This is a genomic window from Agarivorans sp. Toyoura001, assembly GCF_005405585.1.
Taxonomy (GTDB): Bacteria; Pseudomonadota; Gammaproteobacteria; order Enterobacterales; family Celerinatantimonadaceae; genus Agarivorans.
Genome location: NZ_BJEQ01000010.1, coordinates 33,632 through 53,670, shown reverse-complemented (window position 1 = coordinate 53,670; position 20,039 = coordinate 33,632). Strand labels below are relative to the sequence as shown.

Annotated in this window: 24 protein-coding genes; 10 read left to right on the top strand and 14 right to left on the bottom strand. The window is 43.9% G+C overall.

Annotated elements, in window-relative coordinates:
* Positions 1 to 46 precede the first annotated feature (46 nt).
* The 3 genes from FFR00_RS12880 (at position 47) to FFR00_RS12870 (ending at position 4,057) form a co-directional block, all read left to right on the top strand.
* Complete coding sequence (locus tag FFR00_RS12880; RefSeq protein ID WP_137673811.1) at positions 47 to 1,639, top strand: succinylglutamate desuccinylase/aspartoacylase family protein; 1,593 nt, start codon at positions 47 to 49, stop codon at positions 1,637 to 1,639.
* 26 nt (positions 1,640 to 1,665) lie between these two features.
* Positions 1,666 to 2,259, top strand: a complete 594-nt coding sequence (locus FFR00_RS12875) for a DNA-3-methyladenine glycosylase I (RefSeq protein WP_137673810.1) — start codon at positions 1,666 to 1,668, stop codon at positions 2,257 to 2,259.
* Positions 2,260 to 3,106: 847 nt separating this feature from the next.
* Entirely contained in the window at positions 3,107 to 4,057 is a 951-nt protein-coding gene (locus tag FFR00_RS12870; RefSeq protein WP_137673809.1) for an NADPH:quinone reductase, read from the top strand.
* Between the two features lie 63 nt (positions 4,058 to 4,120).
* Here the strand turns inward: FFR00_RS12870 and FFR00_RS12865 are convergent, their stop codons facing one another.
* Both FFR00_RS12865 and aqpZ read right to left on the bottom strand, forming a co-directional pair.
* A complete protein-coding gene (locus FFR00_RS12865; RefSeq protein ID WP_137673808.1) occupies positions 4,121 to 5,191 on the bottom strand; it encodes a TRAP transporter substrate-binding protein in 1,071 nt (356 codons plus the stop codon).
* Between the two features lie 244 nt (positions 5,192 to 5,435).
* Complete coding sequence (gene aqpZ / locus FFR00_RS12860; RefSeq protein ID WP_137673807.1) at positions 5,436 to 6,134, bottom strand: aquaporin Z; 699 nt, start codon at positions 6,132 to 6,134, stop codon at positions 5,436 to 5,438.
* 281 nt (positions 6,135 to 6,415) lie between these two features.
* Between aqpZ and FFR00_RS12855 the strand changes: the two genes are divergently transcribed.
* Entirely contained in the window at positions 6,416 to 6,955 is a 540-nt protein-coding gene (locus tag FFR00_RS12855; RefSeq protein WP_137673806.1) for a YfaZ family outer membrane protein, read from the top strand.
* A 66-nt stretch (positions 6,956 to 7,021) separates the two neighbouring features.
* On the opposite strand, the gene FFR00_RS12850 is transcribed toward FFR00_RS12855, so the two are convergent.
* The 3 genes from FFR00_RS12850 to FFR00_RS12840 form a co-directional block, all read right to left on the bottom strand.
* Positions 7,022 to 8,251, bottom strand: coding sequence for an ABC transporter substrate-binding protein (locus FFR00_RS12850; RefSeq protein ID WP_201798745.1), 1,230 nt, complete (start codon positions 8,249 to 8,251; stop codon positions 7,022 to 7,024).
* 70 nt (positions 8,252 to 8,321) lie between these two features.
* Positions 8,322 to 9,173 carry a carbohydrate ABC transporter permease gene (locus FFR00_RS12845; protein ID WP_137673805.1) on the bottom strand — a complete coding sequence of 284 codons (852 nt, stop codon included), beginning with the start codon at positions 9,171 to 9,173 and terminating at the stop codon, positions 8,322 to 8,324.
* A complete protein-coding gene (locus FFR00_RS12840) occupies positions 9,173 to 10,105 on the bottom strand; it encodes a carbohydrate ABC transporter permease (protein ID WP_174235951.1) in 933 nt (310 codons plus the stop codon). Before FFR00_RS12840 ends, FFR00_RS12845 begins: the two co-directional genes overlap by 1 nt.
* A 259-nt stretch (positions 10,106 to 10,364) precedes the next feature.
* Between FFR00_RS12840 and FFR00_RS12835 the strand changes: the two genes are divergently transcribed.
* Both FFR00_RS12835 and leuA read left to right on the top strand, forming a co-directional pair.
* Entirely contained in the window at positions 10,365 to 11,468 is a 1,104-nt protein-coding gene (locus FFR00_RS12835) for an ABC transporter ATP-binding protein (protein ID WP_137673804.1), read from the top strand.
* Positions 11,469 to 11,750: 282 nt separating this feature from the next.
* Positions 11,751 to 13,424, top strand: a complete 1,674-nt coding sequence (leuA, locus tag FFR00_RS12830; protein WP_137673803.1) for a 2-isopropylmalate synthase — start codon at positions 11,751 to 11,753, stop codon at positions 13,422 to 13,424.
* Between the two features lie 41 nt (positions 13,425 to 13,465).
* Here leuA and FFR00_RS12825 read toward each other — a convergent pair whose 3' ends face one another.
* Positions 13,466 to 13,945, bottom strand: coding sequence for a peptidylprolyl isomerase (locus tag FFR00_RS12825; protein ID WP_137673802.1), 480 nt, complete (start codon positions 13,943 to 13,945; stop codon positions 13,466 to 13,468).
* Positions 13,946 to 14,045: 100 nt separating this feature from the next.
* A complete protein-coding gene (locus tag FFR00_RS12820) occupies positions 14,046 to 14,237 on the bottom strand; it encodes a hypothetical protein (protein WP_137673801.1) in 192 nt (63 codons plus the stop codon).
* 275 nt (positions 14,238 to 14,512) lie between these two features.
* On the opposite strand from FFR00_RS12820, the gene FFR00_RS12815 reads away from it, so the two are divergent.
* The gene (locus FFR00_RS12815; protein ID WP_137673800.1) at positions 14,513 to 14,935 is read left to right on the top strand and encodes a hypothetical protein; all 423 of its coding nucleotides are present in this window, start codon (positions 14,513 to 14,515) and stop codon (positions 14,933 to 14,935) included.
* On the opposite strand, the gene FFR00_RS12810 is transcribed toward FFR00_RS12815, so the two are convergent.
* The 3 genes from FFR00_RS12810 to FFR00_RS12800 form a co-directional block, all read right to left on the bottom strand.
* Positions 14,932 to 15,285: a sirohydrochlorin chelatase gene (locus FFR00_RS12810; RefSeq protein WP_137673799.1), complete on the bottom strand. Its 354-nt coding sequence runs from the start codon at positions 15,283 to 15,285 to the stop codon at positions 14,932 to 14,934. The two genes, FFR00_RS12815 and FFR00_RS12810, sit on opposite strands and share 4 nt — an antisense overlap.
* A 158-nt stretch (positions 15,286 to 15,443) precedes the next feature.
* Positions 15,444 to 15,716: a nucleoid-associated protein HU-alpha gene (gene hupA, locus FFR00_RS12805; protein WP_137673798.1), complete on the bottom strand. Its 273-nt coding sequence runs from the start codon at positions 15,714 to 15,716 to the stop codon at positions 15,444 to 15,446.
* Positions 15,717 to 15,883: 167 nt separating this feature from the next.
* Positions 15,884 to 16,468 carry a YjaG family protein gene (locus FFR00_RS12800; protein ID WP_137673797.1) on the bottom strand — a complete coding sequence of 195 codons (585 nt, stop codon included), beginning with the start codon at positions 16,466 to 16,468 and terminating at the stop codon, positions 15,884 to 15,886.
* Between the two features lie 121 nt (positions 16,469 to 16,589).
* Here FFR00_RS12800 and FFR00_RS12795 point away from each other — a divergent pair, with 121 nt between their 5' ends.
* Positions 16,590 to 17,522: a D-2-hydroxyacid dehydrogenase gene (locus FFR00_RS12795; protein WP_137673796.1), complete on the top strand. Its 933-nt coding sequence runs from the start codon at positions 16,590 to 16,592 to the stop codon at positions 17,520 to 17,522.
* Positions 17,523 to 17,553: 31 nt separating this feature from the next.
* Here FFR00_RS12795 and FFR00_RS12790 read toward each other — a convergent pair whose 3' ends face one another.
* On the bottom strand, positions 17,554 to 17,793 hold the full coding sequence (locus tag FFR00_RS12790) for a TIGR02922 family protein (RefSeq protein ID WP_137673795.1): 240 nt from the start codon (positions 17,791 to 17,793) through the stop codon (positions 17,554 to 17,556).
* Positions 17,794 to 18,054: 261 nt separating this feature from the next.
* On the opposite strand from FFR00_RS12790, the gene FFR00_RS12785 reads away from it, so the two are divergent.
* Complete coding sequence (locus tag FFR00_RS12785; protein ID WP_137673794.1) at positions 18,055 to 18,267, top strand: DUF4177 domain-containing protein; 213 nt, start codon at positions 18,055 to 18,057, stop codon at positions 18,265 to 18,267.
* 3 nt (positions 18,268 to 18,270) lie between these two features.
* Positions 18,271 to 18,654 carry a TM2 domain-containing protein gene (locus tag FFR00_RS12780; RefSeq protein WP_137673793.1) on the top strand — a complete coding sequence of 128 codons (384 nt, stop codon included), beginning with the start codon at positions 18,271 to 18,273 and terminating at the stop codon, positions 18,652 to 18,654.
* On the opposite strand, the gene FFR00_RS12775 is transcribed toward FFR00_RS12780, so the two are convergent.
* From FFR00_RS12775 to FFR00_RS12765, 3 genes are read right to left on the bottom strand one after another with little or no spacing between them, the layout of a single operon-like run.
* Positions 18,651 to 18,824 carry a PLDc N-terminal domain-containing protein gene (locus tag FFR00_RS12775; RefSeq protein WP_235836221.1) on the bottom strand — a complete coding sequence of 58 codons (174 nt, stop codon included), beginning with the start codon at positions 18,822 to 18,824 and terminating at the stop codon, positions 18,651 to 18,653. The two genes, FFR00_RS12780 and FFR00_RS12775, sit on opposite strands and share 4 nt — an antisense overlap.
* 26 nt (positions 18,825 to 18,850) lie before the next feature.
* Entirely contained in the window at positions 18,851 to 19,180 is a 330-nt protein-coding gene (locus tag FFR00_RS12770; RefSeq protein ID WP_137673792.1) for a hypothetical protein, read from the bottom strand.
* A 10-nt stretch (positions 19,181 to 19,190) separates the two neighbouring features.
* Entirely contained in the window at positions 19,191 to 19,976 is a 786-nt protein-coding gene (locus tag FFR00_RS12765) for a sulfite exporter TauE/SafE family protein (RefSeq protein ID WP_161985160.1), read from the bottom strand.
* Positions 19,977 to 20,039: the final 63 nt, after the last annotated feature.

The following is a 20,039-nucleotide window of genomic DNA, read 5'->3' as shown; positions in this document are numbered from 1 at the left end:
TTCGCATTGCTTTAGTGCCAAACCATTTGTTTTAATTGGAGACGCTATGTCACGTTGTGTTTTGTTTGTTTTGTTGTGTTTCAGTTTTACTGCCTTTGCTACAGAGCAAGAAGATCAATATGAAGAGGTAATGAATCCAACGCTATCGGAAGCGGAACAAGCCGACCTTAGTGAACCTGCCGAGCTCAAGGCCGCCCCGTCATCAGAACAAACGCAAGACTCAAGCAGCCCAGTCAACAACGCTGATATTGATAGCACAAGCACAGATAACACAACCACCAACAATGATGCGCTAAGCGCTAAGACTAGCGAAGCGCTAGAACTGCCCGATCAACCTAAGCCAATTATTCCTATTGTTGTGGGCAAAAATACGCCAGCCAAGGAAGATGTAGAAACCGCCATCGACGAAGCAGCTCAAGAACCCGTTTGGGGCCCTTTAACTTTACTGAATACCGAACTTAGCCCTAACAGCACTGCAACTCTAGATTGGTATTCTGGTCACTTACCTGGTGGTTTTGAACTCGCCACCCCAGTGGTGGTTATTCACGGTAAAGAGCCCGGTCCTAGGGTATGTTTAACGGCAGCGATTCATGGCGATGAAGTAAACGGCGTAGAGATTGCGCGCCGGGTAGTGCAAAACTTAAAATCAGAAGATCTCAAAGGCACCATTATTTCGGTGCCAGTGGTTAACATTGATGGCTTGTGGCGTAAAGATCGCTACATGTCTGATCGTCGCGACCTTAACCGAGCGTTCCCAGGTGATCCTAACGGCTCTACCGCTTCTCGAGTCGCCCACAGCTTGTTCACTAGCATCATTCGTCACTGTGATAGTGTTATCGACCTACACTCGGGCTCTATGTACCGAGAAAACGTAAGCCAGTTACGCGCCGATATTACCCTGCCAGCCGTATCTGAATTAGCCAGTCATTTTGGCGCAATTCCGGTACTGCAAAGCATCGCCCCTCCCGGCAGTTTACGTGGTGCTTCTACTGCTGCAGGTATTCCTGCGGTAGTCATGGAAGTTGGCGGCCCATTTACGGTTGATGTGAAGCTTGTAGAAACTGGGGCTAAGGCGCTGCGCAGCTATTTAAGTGCCATTGAAATGCTGCCTCGTTCGTTTTTTTGGTCATCACCTCAGCCAGTATTTTACGCCTCTGAGTGGATCCGTTCTCGCCAAGGCGGGATCTTGATTAACAAAGTCAGCCTTGGACAAAAGGTTAAAAAAGGTCAGTTATTGGGTGAGATTAGTAACCCCATTACTGAAGAGGTAGAACTTATTAATGCTCCATTTAATGCCATGGTATTAGGCCGAGCCCAAGATCAGTTTGTGAGTGCCGGTTACGCTGTCTACAACTTAGGCGAGCAGCGAAGCATTGAAGATCTCGAACAGCAAGGCGAGCAAATTAAGAAAAAAGTGGTTGAGAAAAACGCCGAGCAAATGGGTATCCCAAAAGCTGGAGACGACGCCAATGACGAACAATCAGATAACGAAACAGATTCAGCAACAGACTCAGAGGGTGTAATAGAGCCGGCACTGCCCAGCGAGGAAGAGCCCCCCGCTGAAAGCTCTAACGCGACGAGCGGGGAAACCCAGAACGTAACTATACAATCAATTGATCCACTCAATGAAAGCCATTAAACAAAACCATTAAGAGGATTTGCAAGGTGACTAAAACAACACAGCCGGTTCGCTGCCAATGGTGCGGCGACGATGAAGACTACCAACACTACCACGACCAAACGTGGGGGCGTCCAGTTTATGACTCTGTAGAGCTATTTGCCAAGCTGTGTTTAGACGGTCAACAAGCGGGCTTGTCGTGGATTACTATCTTGCGAAAACAACAAAATTACTATCAAGCTTTTGCCCAGTTTCAACCTCAGAAAATTGCCCTATTCGATCAGCAAGACTGCGAACGATTAATGCAAAACAAAGGGATCGTGCGTAACAAACTTAAGATCAACTCAATAGTAAAAAATGCAAAAGGCTACTTAGCCATTGAAGCGCAAGGTGGCACATTTAGTGACTACATTTGGAGTTTTGTTGGCGGAAAAACCATTGTTAATCAACATGCTAGTTCAAAAGATATTCCTACCGAAAGTCTCGAATCTCAAGCTATGTCTAAAGCACTAAAAAAAGCGGGGTTTAGCTTTGTTGGCCCAACTATTTGCTACGCCTTTATGCAAGCTGTAGGGATGATCAACGACCACGTTGTAGGCTGTCATGTCTACCAAGAATGTGTCGAATTAGCTCGAGTGTAATCAGAAGGCATTAAAATATACAAAAGGCAGATGTCTGTTTAAGAGTTTCTTTCTAGAGGGTAACGCTTGGGAGTGTTAGCTTCCTCAGTGAGTGTGAGGAACGCTTTTCGCCTGATCGGCGATTGCATCGTTATTACTGTGTTACTTGTTCTTTTCTTGCTTGTTCTGTTGTTACTGCAGTTCTGAAATTAACGGCTTAATTCAGCAATGCGTTGTTCTTCAGTTTTTTTGTTTTGTAAGTAGCTTAGTGCAACCCAACCCATAAAATCCATCATAATCATTCTCTCTCTATTTAGTGTAAAATTAACGGCTACGTTCTTGAAGTTTTTGTTCTTCAGTTTTGTTTTTACCAAAGTAGTTAAGGGCTACTAATCCAAAAAGTTCGTACATAATCTTGTTCCTCTAATTTAATTAACTGTATTAACGGCTACGTTGAGCTGCAGTTTGTTCGTTGTTAAAGTTTTTTGCGCGAAGTGCGTAATATAAACCGAATAATTCCATAATATTTCCACCTATTGGTTTTTGTTAAATGTGAAAGTAAATAACGCCTGCTTGCTGCTTCTTGTTAGTAACTTTCTTCTACGGTTTTAATTTTATGCGACACGCCGCACATTTAGTATTATGAAAATTATTTTTATTATTACTAAATTTAGTTTTTGGTAATTTTATTACCAAAACAGCCTTTGAAAACATTTTCATTACAGTTTCAAAATTTGTCTTTTGTCGAAAATGGTCATTTTAAATTCTTAAAAAGGATCACAGTGTTGAAATTTGCTGGATTTTCATCCGGCTTTTTTGGGTTATGCTGACTAAATCTAGATTTTTCACATAGGTTGGAAGCAATTTAATGAAAACGATCCAAGCAGAGTTCCATGGTGATCAACTTAAGCTCAATCAACGTCCTGATTTAATGGCCGACGATCAACAAATCTTAATCAAGGTTGCCGCTGCTGGCGTGAACCCGGTTGACACTTATATTGTGGCAGGCACTAACAACTACACAGCTAACTTCCCACACACTCCCGGTAAGGATGCTGCAGGCACGATTGTTGGTTTAGGTGACAACGTGGAAGGCTTTGAACTAGGCCAACGAGTTTATTGCGCAGGCACGCTAAGTGGCGCTAGCGCCGAACTGTGCTTAGCCAGCCCAAATCACGTTTATCCATTACCGAACAGCTTGAGCTTCGAGCAGGGTGCTTGTTTAGGCACACCTTACGCCACCGCTTGGCGCGCATTGTTTATAAGAGCCAATAGCCAAGCTGCAGAAACGGTACTGATTCATGGGGCCAGTGGCGGCGTAGGTTTAGCTGCAATACAACTTGCCAAAGCCGCTGGTTGCAGGGTATTTGCTACCGCAGGAAGCGATGCTGGTTTAGCCCTATTGAAGCAACAAGGTGCGGATGTAGTCGCCAACCATCACCTCCCCGAGCATTACCAAGCACTTCAGCAAGCTGGCAAGGTAGACGTTGTACTAGAGATGCTGGCGAATCAAAACTTAGGCGATGATCTGCCCTTGCTGAATAAAGGTGGCAGAGTGGTGGTTATTGGTAGCCGTGGTAGCGTTGAAATAAACCCTAGAGACTTAATGGCTAGAGATGCCTGCATCATGGGCATGGCGTTAGCCAATGCAACTCCGCAGCAATTACAGCAAATTCATGCTGCTATTTATGCAGGGGCCGAAGCGGGCTTTGTAAACCCTGTTATTGCCAAGCGTTTTGCCTTGGCTGATACCACCGACGCCCATCATGCAGTTATGCAAGCCGGCGCCACCGGTAATGTAGTGATCAACTTGGGTTAGCCTGTCAGTTAATGGCTAAACAAAAAGCGGCCGAAGCCGCTTTTTTTATAAAGCCTTCGCGGCTTACAGATCTTTGGTACTTTCTAAGTAGCCATAATCAGAAATTAAAGTATAAGCGCGGGCTTTTTTAGTGAATGCCTGCTGTGACTCAATAATCTCTTTAGCGAGTGGGTCACGCGTGGCGTGCTCAGCCAACAACTCATCATTGGCTTTTTTAAGCGCTGCTAATACTTCTTTAGGAAAAGTGCGCACTTTAATATCTGGGTACTCTTGCAGCATAGTTGCCCAGTTGTTGGTACTCATGGCGGTCGCTTCAACGTAAATATCAAAAGCTGTTGCGCGCATTGCTGTTTCCAATATCACTTGTAGATCTTTTGGCAGCTTTGCAAACTTCTTCTTATTAATTAAGAACATATTTTCTGAGCCAGGCTCATGCCAGCCGGTGTAGTAATAAGGTGCAATTTTATGAAAACCCATGCGTAAGTCTAATGAAGGCCCCACCCATTCCAAGGCATCAATGGTATTTCGCTCTAAGGCTGTATATAACTCGGCAGGAGGAATATTAACCGGTGTTGCTCCTAGTTTAGCCAGCACTTCCCCAGCAAAACCAGGAATCCGCATTTTGAGATTTTTTAGGTCTTCAACACTGTTAATTTCATTACGAAACCAACCGCCCATTTGCACACCGGTATTACCACCAGGATAAGTGAGCAAATTGTGGGGTTCGTAAACTTTGGCCATTAACTCTTTACCACCACCATATGCGTACCAAGCATGTTGCTCCATGGCTGTCATACCAAATGGCATAGTAGTGAAAAACATGGTGTTAGGCACTTTGCCTTTATAATAGTAGGAGGCCGAGTGCCCCATGTCGTATTGACCACTTTTCACCAAGTCAAATACACCCAGAGCGGCTTTGTGTTTGTTTGCAGAATCAACCCGAATTTGTAATCGACCGTCTGACATTTCCTCAGCCATTTTTGCAAAGCGCTGAACGCCAGTATCTAGCAAAGGAAATTTGGTCGGCCAAGACTCCGCCAGTTTAAGTTTGTACACTTTTCCTTCAGCAGCCAAAGCGCTCAAGCTTAAGCAGCTGGTAAGCAATGCTGCAAAGCACAGCAATCCCTTTCTCATTGGTATGTCCTTATATGTAGGTTACAGATCTTTTTTTATTATGTTGTGTAATGCCTAAAGCTAATGCCAACTAGCATGCATTAACAGAATAGTAACAGACCCGTGGCAAGGCTAAAACCAACGTTTAGTCAGCAGCTTAAGAGAAAGAATTTGGAGTGAGATTTAACGCTGAAATGCCTAAAACAAATGCTCTCCCTCTATATAAGGAAGAGCCTTATTTAAGATCTGGCTTCGTTAGATACACTTAGCTTTTAGCTGATATTTGCTTGTACATTAACGCTGCGCATACCGCACCAATAATAGGAGCTACCCAAAATAACCACAATTGACCCAATGCAATACCACCTTCAATTAAGGCAGGAGCAGTACTCCGAGCCGGGTTTACCGAGGTATTTGTGACCGGAATGGAGATGAGGTGGATTAAGGTTAACCCTAAGCCAATGGCGATAGGGGCAAAGCCAGCAGGTGCGCGCTCATCCGTAGCACCCAAAATGATAAACAAAAACATAAAGGTCATTACTATTTCACATACTAATGCAGCAATTAGGCTATAACCACCTGGCGAGTGCATATCAAAACCATTACTCGCTAATCCATGACTTGCAAGGTCGTAATCAGCATTACCACTGGCAATTAAGTACAATATAATGGCGCCAACAAACCCGCCTAGTAACTGGGCACAGATGTACGGGAATACATCAACCTTAGAGAAGCGCCCTGCAGCCATTAAACCAATGGTGACCGCTGGGTTTAAATGACAACCTGAAATATGGCCGATAGCAAACGCCATAGTCAGTACCGTTAAACCAAAAGCGATAGACACACCGACTAGACCAATGCCTACCTCAGGAAATGCAGCCGCTAATACTGCACTACCACAGCCCCCTAACACTAACCAAAATGTGCCAATCCCTTCGGCAATTAAACGATTAAACAATGGCATGTTTGCTCTCCTTTTCAAACATTTAATGAGTATTACAACAACAAGTTGTAGCAGCCTAACTATAGGCTACTCTCGCCATTCACACTGTGTTTTTTAATTGAAATTTTAGTGATGCCCTAGTTCGCTCAGCGGCAATTTATCCCCCTTTAATTGTGATTAAACAACTAATTGTCGATCAGGCAGCTTATCCGTTCAAAATAAAGGCGATTATCAGATAATTAAATAAAATAGTGGTACAATCTCGGCGTTTTAGTCTGGATGAACATCAATATAGGAAACTTATGTTTAAACGTTCTTTGTTAGTTGCGAGCCTTTTCGCAATGAGTAGCACCGCCGCCCTTGCTAGCTCAATTAAATTTGACCTTAATAACGACGTATTTGAGACCGGCTTTTCAACCGCCATTGCACCTGGTGCCGAGATGTCCGCTAACTACATGTACTCTCGTCCAGAGGGTGATCTAGCAGATTTTGGTATTAAGGCTACTCACCAACAAGATATTCATAAGTTTTCTATCGGCGCTAAGTTTACCAAGCTATGGGCAAACAACCGCGAAAATCCGCACGCGTTTGCAATTGGTGGTGATTACAAAATTACCGTGGCACAAAACTTAAATGTATCAGCGAGTGCTTATTACGCTCCGTCAGTGTTAACGAGCAGCGAGTTAAACCGCTACTACGATTTAGATGCCAAAATCGCTTACTCGATTATGCCTCAAGCTGATGTTTACCTTGGTTATCGCGCCATTCAGTTTCGTTACAGCAACGAACCCGATTTAGATTTTACTAAAGGCCTATACATTGGTGCAGCCTTTAATTTCTAAATAAAAAAAGCCCTGTTAAACAGGGCTTTTTATTGAGGTATATTCTTAAGGAAAAGAAATGTAAAACTATTTAAATGTACGCTGACGCGTTTTTTCTAAGCCCTTCAATATCTTATCTAAACGATCTGGGTGAACCATAAACTCTTGGAAACCTTTCATGCCGGCTTTGGCCATTGCAGGATCAGTATCGCGGTCATAGAACTGAGCAGTACCTGCTGCAGATCCCAACATAGCCACACCTTTATTCAAGAATTCATTATCTTCAGCTTTAGCCTTCTTGTTAGGCGGAATTTGCAATAAGGCTTTATTGATTTTGGTTTGGTTCTCAGGACGAGCCATAAACGCTAGGTATTTTCTGGCGTCTTCTTTGTTCTTCGCTTTTACAGGAATATGTAAAGTATCCATTGGCGCATCTTCCGCCACACCTACCGTTGGGTCGATAATAGGGAATTGGAAAAAGCCCATTTTATCTTTCATGTCTTCTGGGAAGTTAGGCGTAATGAAGTTGCCAATCAGGTACATGGCTGCATCACCGTTGTATAAGAACGGCTGTGCTTCTTGCCAAGAGTATGAAGCGTGGTTTTCTAGGAAGTAACCAGGCTCGATCATCTCTTGCCATTTCTTCATAGTTTTCACAACACGAGCATCAGTGTAAGGCACCTTGCCTTCCATTAACTCCATGTGGAAATCTAAGCCATTTACTCGCAAGTTCATGTAGTCGAACCAACCTGCAGCAGTCCAAAGGTATTTGGTACCAATTGCGATGGGAGCAACACCATTTTCTTTAAGTATTTTAGAGGCTTCAAGTAACTCTTCCCACAAGTAAGGTTCTTCGATGTCGTACTTCTCGAAGATATCTTTACGGTAGTAAATGCCCCACTGGTAGTAGGTGTAAGGAACACCCCATTGCTTACCGTCAATGGTCATAGCTGGAGCTGCGGTAGCAAAATCTGAAGCCATGTTGTTGGCTTCCCAAATGTCACTCACATCTTCAAATAAGCCTTTGTCTACAAAAGCCTTCATACGGTTACCCGCATACCAGTGAACAACATCTGGCGGCGACGTCACTAACCAGTTACGGATAGTGGTTTTGTAAGCTTCGTGATCATACAAATTGTATTTCACTTTAATGTCTGGGTACTCTTTTTCAAATTCAGCAATGATTTCTGCAAATGCGGCTTTAGGTGCAGGGTCAGAAGCGTCAGAGTTAATAATCAGCGTACCAGCATTGGCATAACCACTGATTAAAGTAGCTAGCGCAAGCGCCTGACCACATTGTTTTAGTTTACTCATCATTTACATTCCTTAGTTTTTGTTGTCCTTGTGAAGGATTTATTTCTTCCCTCATTATTGCTTGAGGGTGCGTTTAGCCTTTGGTTGCCCCTAGAGTCAACCCAGCAATAAAATGACGTTGCATGGTAAAAAATAGTATGACCGGAGGTAAGGCCGCAACTACTGCACCGGCTGATATCAACTGCCAAGATGCCAACCATTGTCCTTGCAACGCACTGAGACCAGCGGTAACGGGGCGAACTTCATCGCTTTGTACCAATACCAAGGCCCAGAAAAAGTCATTCCAAATAAAAGTAAATACTAATACTGCTAATGCGGCTGTTGCCGGTTTAACTAGCGGCAATACAATATGCCAGAAAATTTTAAACTCACTAACGCCTTCAACCCGCGCAGATTCAATCAGTTCGGTAGGTAAACCAACAATAAAGTTACGCATAAACAGCGTACAAAAGCCGGTTTGGAAGGCAATATGAAACAAAATCAATGCCCAGTGAGTATCGTACAAACCAAACTGAATAGTGAGGTCTCGCACCGGAATCATTAAGATCTGAAACGGAACAAAGTTACCTGCAATAAAAGTAGCAAAGATCCAAATATTGGCTTTGAAGTTGTATTTAGCCAGCGCAAAACCAGCCATGGTCGACAAGGCCACACAGCCAGCTACCGCAGGTAAAGTAATGATTAAGCTATTCAATAAATACTGAAACATAGGGGTTGATGTGAAAACTTGCGTATAGTTTTCAATCAACATCCACTCACTTGGCCAGCCCCAGTAATTACCTTGGTTAATGTCATCCAATGAGCGCACCGACGTTGCCATTACAGCAATTAACGGCAGTAGCCATAGCACTATCGAAATAGGTAGAGCGACTCGGTAACTAATATTGGTAAAGGCAGAGGCCTTTTCTATAGGACGTGGGTACATTATTTCTCACTCCTTATCATCCGCCACAAGAAGTAAGCGATATAGATATCCATAATTAAAAATAGCACTACAGCCACCGCAGCACCGTAACCCATGCGATAGTTGAAAATAGATTCTTCGTACATCATGTATGCCAGTACAGTTGAGCTTCCCCATGGTCCGCCAGCGGTCATGGTTGCCACTAAGTCGAACGAACGTAGCGCACCAATCACTGTGACAACAATGGCAATAAATGTCGCGGGCCTTAGCTGAGGCAATACGATATACCAAAGCATTTTGAAGCCTTTGGCGTTATCTAAACGGGCAGCTTCAAGCTGTTCGTGATTAAGATTGTTTAAACCGGTGAGGTACAAAATCATGCAGTAGGCAATTTGTGGCCATAAACCCGCAGCAATAATGCCGTAGGTCACTAAATCTTCATCGGCGAGAATAGAAATGGGGTCACCACCGAGAAAGCTAATAACACTATTTAGTACACCAAAGCTCGGGTCGTAGAACCAAGAGAAAACTAAACCCACTACCACTTGTGAGATAACAAAAGGGAAAAAGAATAACGCTTTAACTAAGCGTATTCCGTATACCTGTTGATTCAAGAACAGGGCGATTGCTAACCCCATGGGCGGGGCCAGCATAAACAACACCATCCATAAAATGTTGTTGGTTAAGGCTGTCCAAAATTGGTCGCTGTCAAACAGCTCTACATAGTTTCCAAAACCAATAAAGGTTTTCTCGCCCAAACCATCCCACTCAAAAAAGCTGAGCCAGATGCTGTCCAGTACTGGAAACAAAACATAAATTGAAAAGATGATTAACGCTGGACCTAAAAACATCCAAGGTGCTACGTCACTAGCGCGTAATCGTTTACCCGACACTAACTCAGACGCCGTATTTACGGCATTTTTCTGAGATTTATTTGAAGAACTCGACGCCATTCCATGTTCCTTATTTGCCTGCCGGTATCCAGTAATATAGCTATAAATAGCAGATTTCTGTTGATACGCATCGCATTTCAGCAAGTTTCACCGCCCTTTCGAGCGTTCTAGTATCTATCGTTATTATCAAACTTAGATCAAATATTGTGACAAGTAAACGTTTTCACCAAGCAATTGTTAAGGTAAAGTAACGAACTATGATCAACATCATACTTGTTCAGTTGCTAGAATTATAAGTGACCAATGATAGGGATAGAAAATGGCAGATATCACACTAAAGGGCTTAGTTAAACGCTATGCCAAAGTAGAAACAATTCACGGCGTAGACCTAGACATCAACCACGGAGAGTTTGTCGTGTTTGTTGGCCCATCGGGTTGTGGTAAGTCTACCCTACTGCGGATGATTGCCGGCTTGGAGGATATCTCCGACGGCGAACTAAGCATTGATAATCAAGTAGTTAACCAAGTTGACCCGGCCGAGCGCGGGGTGGCAATGGTTTTCCAATCTTACGCCCTTTACCCCCACATGACCGTAGCCGAGAACATGGGTTTTGGCATGAAAATGAATGGCGTAGACAAAGCTGAAATAGATAAAAAAGTGTCCATGGCAGCCAAAACACTGCAGATGGAAAACTTACTACAACGCACACCAAAAGAGCTCTCTGGTGGCCAACGCCAACGAGTTGCAATTGGTCGAGCCATTGTTCGCGACCCTCGCGTATTCCTGTTTGATGAACCGCTATCAAACCTCGACGCAGAGCTGCGTGTTGAGATGCGTTTACAAATTGCCAAACTGCACAAAGAACTACAAACCACCATGGTCTATGTAACTCACGACCAAGTAGAGGCGATGACATTAGCCGATAAAATTGTGGTACTGCGTGCTGGTAATATTGAGCAAGTAGGTTCGCCACTAGAACTCTATAATTACCCAGAGAACTTGTTTGTGGCAGGCTTTATTGGCTCTCCAAAAATGAACTTCATGCCAAGCACCGTAAAAGCATTAGAAGGGAATACTGCAACAATAGAGCTACCAGACGGCCAGCAAATTAACATAGAGGTGAGAGATAACAGCGTTACAGTAGGTGAAAAGCTGCAACTGGGTATTCGCCCAGAGCACTTGCGCTTAGATGACAGCGGTGAACTCAAGCTGGCCTTCCAAAGTGAAGTGAGCGAACGCCTTGGTAATGCCACCTATTTGTTTGGTCAATTGGGCGAAATTGATGGAATCAAAGTGCATGTAAACGGTGACCACCAAGTGCCCCGTTACACTGAAATTACCCTTAGCTGTGACCTAAACGAATGTTATTTGTTTAACGAAGCAGAACAAGCGGTAAGGGTTTACCAAAAAACCATTAAGTAACACTAGTTGGCTCTATCACACCAGCGGAACAAAACGCGTAATCATTGCTCATTAAGCACACTTAAGCAGTAATGATTGCGCATTATTATTCAATACCAACAATTTAAACAAACACTCCCCCTTCGCTTTTGCGTATACTTTTCAACATGTTCATTTGTTGAGAAAAATCATGTTAATCAAAACCCTGCGACTAAGCCGCAGTCAGCGCATTCACTAGGCAAGCGTTGGCTGGAAATTCGCCTTACTTACCCATGACTTACGCTCGCAATCAAGGAAATTAGCATGTCTCAATTTAGTCACTCAAAATACCAAGCCTTTAAACCCGTCGCTTTGCCTCAACGACAATGGCCAAGCAATACCATTACTCATGCCCCCCAGTGGTGTAGCGTAGATTTACGTGATGGTAACCAAGCCCTTATTGAACCCATGTCGGTAGAGCAAAAACAGCGTTTATTCTCGTTATTGATCAAGCTAGGTTTTAAGCAAATAGAAGTTGGCTTTCCTGCCGCATCTACTACTGATTACGATTTTGTTCGCTGGCTTATTGAAACCAATCAAATCCCAGACGATGTCTCAATTCAAGTATTAACCCAAGCCCGCCCAGCCTTGATTGCAAAGACATTTGAAGCCTTAAAAGGGGCAAAAAATGCCATTGTGCACTTGTACAACTCAACCTCAAAAGTGCAACGCGACAAAGTGTTTAAGCTAGATAAAGCCGGGATTATTGAAATAGCAGTTAAAGGCGCACGTGAGTTACAACAACATGCAGACTGCAATCCCGACACCAATTGGCAATTTCAGTATTCTCCAGAGAGTTTTACTGGCACAGAATTAGATTTTGCCGTGGATATTTGTAATGCCGTGGTTGCCGAATGGCGGCCTAAAGCCAGCCAAAAAATTATTTTGAATTTGCCAGCGACTGTGGAAATGTCTACTCCCAACATTTATGCCGATCAAATAGAGTGGTTCATTCATCACATTGACCACCGAGAAGACTTAATTATTAGCCAGCATACCCATAACGACCGTGGTTGCGGCATTGCAGCAGCAGAATTAGGGCAATTGGCTGGCGCAGATCGGGTAGAAGGCACCTTGTTAGGCAATGGAGAGCGCACCGGCAATATGGATATTGTGACTATGGCAATGAACTTGTATAGCCAGGGCATTGATCCGCAGTTGAACTTGGCCGATGTAGACGAAATTGTGCAAGTCGTGAAGTTTTGTACCCAATTACCGGTGCACCCACGCCACCCTTATGTGGGCGAGTTGGTATTTACGGCCTTTTCTGGCAGCCACCAAGACGCAATTAAAAAATGTTTGGATATTCAACAGCCAGAACAACACTGGGATGTGGCCTATTTACCCATCGACCCAGCTGACCTTGGACGTGATTATCAAGAAGTGATCCGTATTAACAGTCAATCCGGAAAAGGCGGCATCGCATACATCTTAGATAAAGACTATGGTATTCAGTTGCCACGCTGGGCACTTATCGAATTTAGCGCAGTGGTTCAGCAAGATGCCGAGCAAAGCGGTGAAGAAATTAGCCCCGACAAAATTTGGCAGCTATTTCAACGCCAGTATTTACAGCAACAACACGCTTATCAGTTGGTTAATTACCAAGTGAATTATGAGCAGCAAGAGCAAGTACAGGTATTGTTACAGCGTGACCAAGAACAGTTTCAGATAAAGGCCAGCGGAAATGGTGCATTAGCCGCCTTTGTTAATGGCTTAGCTCAGCAGTTCAATATTGAGATTGAAGTGTTAGATTACAATGAACATGCCTTGAGTAAGGGCGCAGAAGCCGAAGCGGTTTGTTATATTCAAGCCAAAATCGCCGGCAAACGCTACCTAGGTGTAGCTATTGATAAAGACATTCTAACAGCAAGTTTAAAAGCCACACTATGCGCTTTAAACCAAGAGTTATGCCAGCAACCTATTGGTGAGCCAGCATAACTGAGTACTAAAACCAGCGCTTGGCAGCGCTGGTTTATTGATTAATGCTGATGACCACCAGCGCCATGGGCATGGCCATGTGCCAGTTCTTCTTCTGTTGCAGCACGCACTTCTACAAGCTTAATGGCAAAGTCTAAGTGTTTCCCGGCATAAGGGTGATTAGTATCGATAGTCGCCATAAACTTGCCCACTTTTACCACTGTGACTTGACGTGGGCCTTGCTCGGTTTGTACCACTGCAGGCATACCCGCTTTCCAGTTTTTAGCACCTTGTAAATGCTTAACTGAAATACGTTCGACTGCATTCTCGTCACGCACGCCATAGCCGTCTTCCGGGGCTAAACTAAGCGCTATTTCTGCGCCTGCTTCTTTCCCTTCAAGACCCGCTTCAATAGCGGGAATCATCGCTTTATGTCCATGTAGATAAGCTACGGCATCTTGTTGAGTGCTTTCTAGCATTGGGCCGTCTGTTTCGTGCAAGGTGTACTCAAAACGTACAACACTATCTTTAGCAACTTTCATGTTCTTTTCTCAAACCATTAAATGTTGCAACACTAAAACAGAAACCACTATCTTTGCCAAGTCTTAGCGGTGTTTTAGCTAAACGCGGGTGATGTGCTGGCTAATCAAGGAACAGTATCAGGCTATTCGACTCATCGTTGATACTGGCTTCAAACTCACATTCAGATTTACTTTTAGACTTTGTGGAAACGTTTACATCCATTTCCAACTTAGTGAGTGCATTTCGTCGATTACGGCGTCGTCGTGATGGCAATACTGCCATTTCAACTTCCTTGATGTCATACGCTAGCATTCAGCTCTCCCTGCAAATTAGCTTTTTAATTAGTATGCGGATTTATTGTTACAAAAATTCAGCCTAGTTGAAGATATCGCTTTCTACAGCACGACCTTAGTCGTATTTACTTTTTGGCCATCACGTAAGCAGCTCAGTCTCTATGCGCTAATTCATAAATTGAATAACAGTGATAACCATGAGGTGCTTGCCCAATCCTTCATATATGTTCAGAATCCAATCAGATATGACGAAAGATTAATCGACAAGGAGGTTAAAATAATAAGAGGTGACCGATGAGTATAGATAATGTTGTTCAATATGCATCCCCTACAGAACCAAGCCATGCATCACAAGCACTAATGGAGCACTTGTTCTCTTTACGCAGCTTGCCTTGCCAGCAGCATCTAAATGAAATAGCCAGTTTAAGTCTAGAGATTCAATCTTTAGATACCTTAAACCAACTCTCAATTTTGCGTGATACTGCCGAGCGTCAACACCTATTCGAAAACTTTGAGTCTAGTTCGTGGTTTGTACAAGAAGGTGGTGACTACCTGTATCGCCCAGAGCTACTACGTAATGCGCCACTGACTAAAGTGATTCTACTACTCAAAGAAACGCTCACTTATCGTAATTGGCAGGGTTTATTGCAATTAGCTCACCCACATTACTTACCGCAGCTACTAGAGCGTATAAGGGATTTTAGCGACTTAGATTAAAGCGATTGGCAAATAAACTCTGCTAAACCATCAAAACCACCGAGATGGGGCTGCAGATCTATGTGTAAATCAGGGTAATCTTGCTTAGCTTGCTCAATTATTCTCGGTAAATCGTTCACAACATGGGTGCCCGCAGCCAGAAAATGCGGGTACATAACGATTTGCCTGATCCCCGTTTGATAACACTGCTCGATTTTTTGCGAAATACTCGGCTCAACTAACTCCAAAAACGCGGCGTGCACTTGCTGATAATCACTCAGTTTGTCTGCCATTGCTTCGGCGAGAGTGACCACTTCTTGATTTGATTGGGGACGGCGGCTTCCGTGTGCCACTACCAATAAGGCTTTCATATTCTTCCTACTGATCGATTGAACGGCTGAAATAGCAGATCGCTTTGCAGCTTAATTGAAGACTTAGTTTACTGAATCGAACCGGAGATGGGAAAAACAATCTGAAGGAAACAAAGGAGGAAAAATTAGCCTCTGCAAGCAGAGGCTAATTAAAGAAACTATTTAACAGCGTCTTTTAATGCTTTACCAGCTACAAAGGCAGGTACATTGGCTGCTGCAATTTGGATCTCAGCACCAGTCTGAGGATTGCGACCAGTGCGGGCTGCACGATGATTAACTTTGAATGTACCAAAGCCGATTAGCTGAACTTGGTCGCCTTCTTTAAGCGCACCAGTTACCGCACCTAAAGTTGTTTCCAATGCTAGTTTTGCTTGAGCTTTTGATAGGTCAGCTTTTTCAGCAATAGCATCAATTAGTTCAGTTTTGTTCATAATGTCTAAATCCTTTATGTTCGTTTTAAATAATCCAGCTTCACTTTAAGAGAAAAAAAAACCCCGCGCAAAGAGTTTTTCTGCTTTAGAGCCTTGTTTGGCGGGGCTTTAACCAATTTATGCGTAAACAGTCACAAAAACACCCAGTATTTGACGTTTATTCCGAACTAATTGCTTTCTAAGCAGATACCTAAATTGCTGACACCATGGTTCACTGCCAGCGTTTTCAAGGCTTGAATGGCGTTTTTATCGCCATCTGCTTGGTCAACAAGATCCAACAATGCACTCTGAAAAGCCATTTCGTGCTGTACTAATTCTTGCTGCATTATTTCAGCTTCACTTTGCTCACCAAACTGCAACTCCAAGAAACTTAAAACGCTGGCTAAAGACGTTTGGCTAGCTTGCTCTGCTTCTTGGCCAGTAGATTCTAACAAAGCACTAAACAAACACTCTGCCACTACGCAACAATCTAAAGCTGGATATACCCCGTACATGTCATAATCTTGAGGCTCGGGGATCAGGTCTTCAAAACGTTCCCGCTGCGCGGAAAAGTTAATGCGAGTTTTAGGGTACATGGCACTTTCCCAAAACAGCGCCAATAGTTTTTTAAAGTCGGCATCATGCTCAAGCTCTACTGCCTGACAAAACAACAAATAATTTGGCGACATTCTTTGCAACAGCGCTAGGCAATATAAAGATTGTTGTTTGGCAGACAACTGCGCTAAACGGTCGATATCACATGGGGTAAGCATTGTTTGCTCCGCGCTAAATAAAACGATTAAGATAATGGAAAGGCTAATAGGTTATGCAGCTTAACACCAGCGTAATCGCTTAGCTAAATTAACTCTTGCTTGCCAAGAACTAAGGTGCAACATGCAGATCACTATTATCAACCCGCAGGCTCAACAATATGCAGCAGCCCTTCAGCCACAATTTTCTCAATGTGATTGGCACCTCGCGTCGCATGTCTCTGAGCTGTCAGATACGGCTCTGCAAAGCCAAGTATTATTGGCTACGCCCAGTGATGCAGCCCAAGTGCTTAACCGCATGCCAAACCTAGCATGGCTTCACTCGACCTTTGCAGGAATAGATGCCCTACTCGCCGAAGATTTGCCTAAGCATTACCTACTCACAAATAGCCGAGGCACCTTTGGTCCTTTAATGAGCGAGTATGTGTTTTCTTATCTACTTGCGCACACTCAGCAGCACCTTGCCTATCGGAACCAGCACCAACAAGCCTTGTGGCAGTCTCTGCCTAGCAATAGCTTACAGGGACAAACCTTTTGCTGTATTGGCAGTGGCAATATCAGCCAACACCTCGCGGGTACGGCCCGTCACTTTGGTATGCGGCCGGTCGCATTAAGCCATAGCGGCTCGCCAAAAGCGGCCTTTGACCACGTACATACGTTTTCCCAGCAGCAACAACTCTGCGCGACTGCCAAGGTGGTGGTGGCGTTATTACCCAATACCCAAGCGACTCAAGGTTTGCTAGACCTAGATTTTTTTGCGGCCTTAGCCGACGATGTGGTGTTTTTTAATGTAGGCCGAGGGGCAACATTAAACCAGCAAGCCTTACTGCAGTTTCTACAAGCCAAGCCCAAAGCGCGGGCAATACTCGATGTCACGAACCCCGAGCCGTTGCCAGAAGACCATCCTTTATGGCAACAAGCCAACTGCATGATAACTCCGCATATCTCGGCACCTAGCCGGGTAGCAGATATCATTCAATTGTTTGCCGACAACTTAAGCCGTTACTTACAGGGAGAAGATTTGATAGATAAAGTGGATTTTGCGAAAGGTTATTAACAGGCAGCGAACGATTCGCTGCCTTGAGAGTTTAGTCTGCGTCGCCTTCAAAGGCGATTTGCTTTTCTAAATCAAAGGCGGCAAATGCGCGGTCACCTAAGGAGTTAAGAACTTTCACCTCTCCATCTAAAATGGCAATGATGATTTTTCCTAGTTTATCTTCATTAGGGATAATGACCCGGCCTTTGCTACTTTGACTCAGCTCAGACAGTACCTGTTGCTGTAACAACAGTGGATTATCTTCATCATAGTAAAGCATGGTTACTTTCATAGCTGTTCCCTAACGCTTACCCATCAACTTAAACATACCAACAAACTCACTAGCAAATAGCAAGTTTGGCTCACATAAACATCAAACGCTCTGTATTAAGCCTGTAACAAGCAATAAGCTTTTGTCTCTAAAGACTATTTGATTACAAAAACCACCGCTATGTATTTAAAAGTAGCATAGCTTTTGAATTGCGCTTAATGATGGTTTTGCTTTTAAGCATAGCTTATAGTCGAACAACTGTTATTAGAGAATGAGAGCAACATGGCTTACAAAGAGTACAAAGTAATCGCAATTACCGAAGGGGCCTTAGGCACCTTGTTTTTAGGTGCATCAGGCATGCCTTTGCAAAAAGTAGAGGCAAGCTTGAACAAAGAAGCAAGCGATGGTTGGCAGCTGGTATTTCAGGTGATTGAAAATCGTCGCTTCTGGTTATTTTGGAGTCGCGAAACGGTAATTGTGACTCTGGGGCGTTAAACCATGTTAAACCGCGAGCAATTAGAACAGCAGCAAGAACAACTACGTTTATCGGTGAGAGAGCTGCCTGACGAGCAACGTAAACAGTTTCATCATACTTGGCAAAAACAAGTAAAAGACCCAGATAGCTACGCTGTGCTTAACTATTTGATGCTCGCGGGATTACACCATTTTTATCTAGCTAAGTGGCTACGAGGTTTGCTCAATTTTGGCATTTCACTGGTGGCTCTACTGTTAATGCTAGGTGGCGTTTGGCAATGGGGTTTAGCGATGTTAATCGCGATCACCGTGGTCGAACTGCCCGCACTGTTTCGTTCAGAGTTAATGGTGCTGCAGCACAATAACCAAAAAATGCAGGCCTTACTTAAACAACTAAAAGAGCCCTAGTTTTTGGGCCCTTTAAATAGCCACAATACAATGCCAACTAGTGGTAGTAAGCAGATTAAGAATATCCAAAGATATTTACGGCCAATTTCCGCACTGCTGTTTAAAATCTTCACTATGGCGAATATGTCGCCAACTAAAATCACAATGGCTAACAACAATGACAGAGACATTGTTACTCCTCGTTAAAAAATTTTGCCTATTCTAAATCAATTTGGCGACGCAGGTTAAACAGAATGCTCTGACGGCTTTTAGCTTGTTCATTATCCGGTTGCAAACTTATTTGCTGGGTGACCATTTGCAGCTCAAAATACAACCAGCTACGCACAAATACCCCGTAGCGAGTATCTAAGCCAAATGCCACTAAGCGTGAATAATCATTGGTTTGGCCAGGTTCTGCTTGGTAAAGCTGATTACGCGATTCCACCAGCACTTCGCCTAATTGCTTCTCTGAAACAGGGGTTGCAGCAAACGCTGCAGCACTAGAAAACCAAGCAATCAGAACTGCCGAGAATAAAAACTTTTTCATCAAACCTCTCCTACTCAATCAATAACTTAATGGCCATTACCAATAGCAACAAGGCAAATGCTTGCTTAAGCCGTTTGGCGGGCAAACGATAAGCTAAGCGACTACCTAAACGGGCAAATATGGAGCTGGTAAGCACAATGCCTAACCATGCAGGCAAATAAACATAACCCAAACTCCAGGCCGGTAAGTCGGCTTCATGCCAACCATTATAGATATATGCAACAGTGCCCACTAACGCAATCGGTAAACCACATACTGCCGAAATAGCAACAGCTTTGGGGGCTGATACGCCATACCAACTCAAACTAGGAAAAGTAATGGTACCGCCGCCAATGCCAAACATGGCAGAGATACAGCCCACAATAGCACCTAATAAACTGGTGCCAGTGGGCCCCGGCAAACTGCGTTGAGCTTTAGGCGTTCTACCAAACGCCATATACAGCGCCATAACCAGTAAGAAACCAGCAAAATAGTTAGTTAAGTGATCGGCATGTAAGCGAGTGGCCACCCAAGCACCAAGCATCGATCCAAACACTATGCCGCCACCCAAGCGTTTCACAATATTCCAATCAATTGAGCCACGACAATAATGGGCGTAGCTGGCGCTACTAGCTGTGATAATAATCGAGGCTAATGACGTGCCAATGGCTAGGTGAATCGCCGATTCACTGGCAAAACCCATGGCTCCAAAGCTACCAATTAGCACCGGCACAATGACTAAACCGCCACCAATACCAAATAACCCCGACATTAAACCTGCCGCGGCACCAATAAGTAAAAAACTAAGAAACATCATAACGATAAATAGAAAATTCGATTATCTAGTGTGCTCAGTCTGCGGGATGACTAGCTGTTGCGC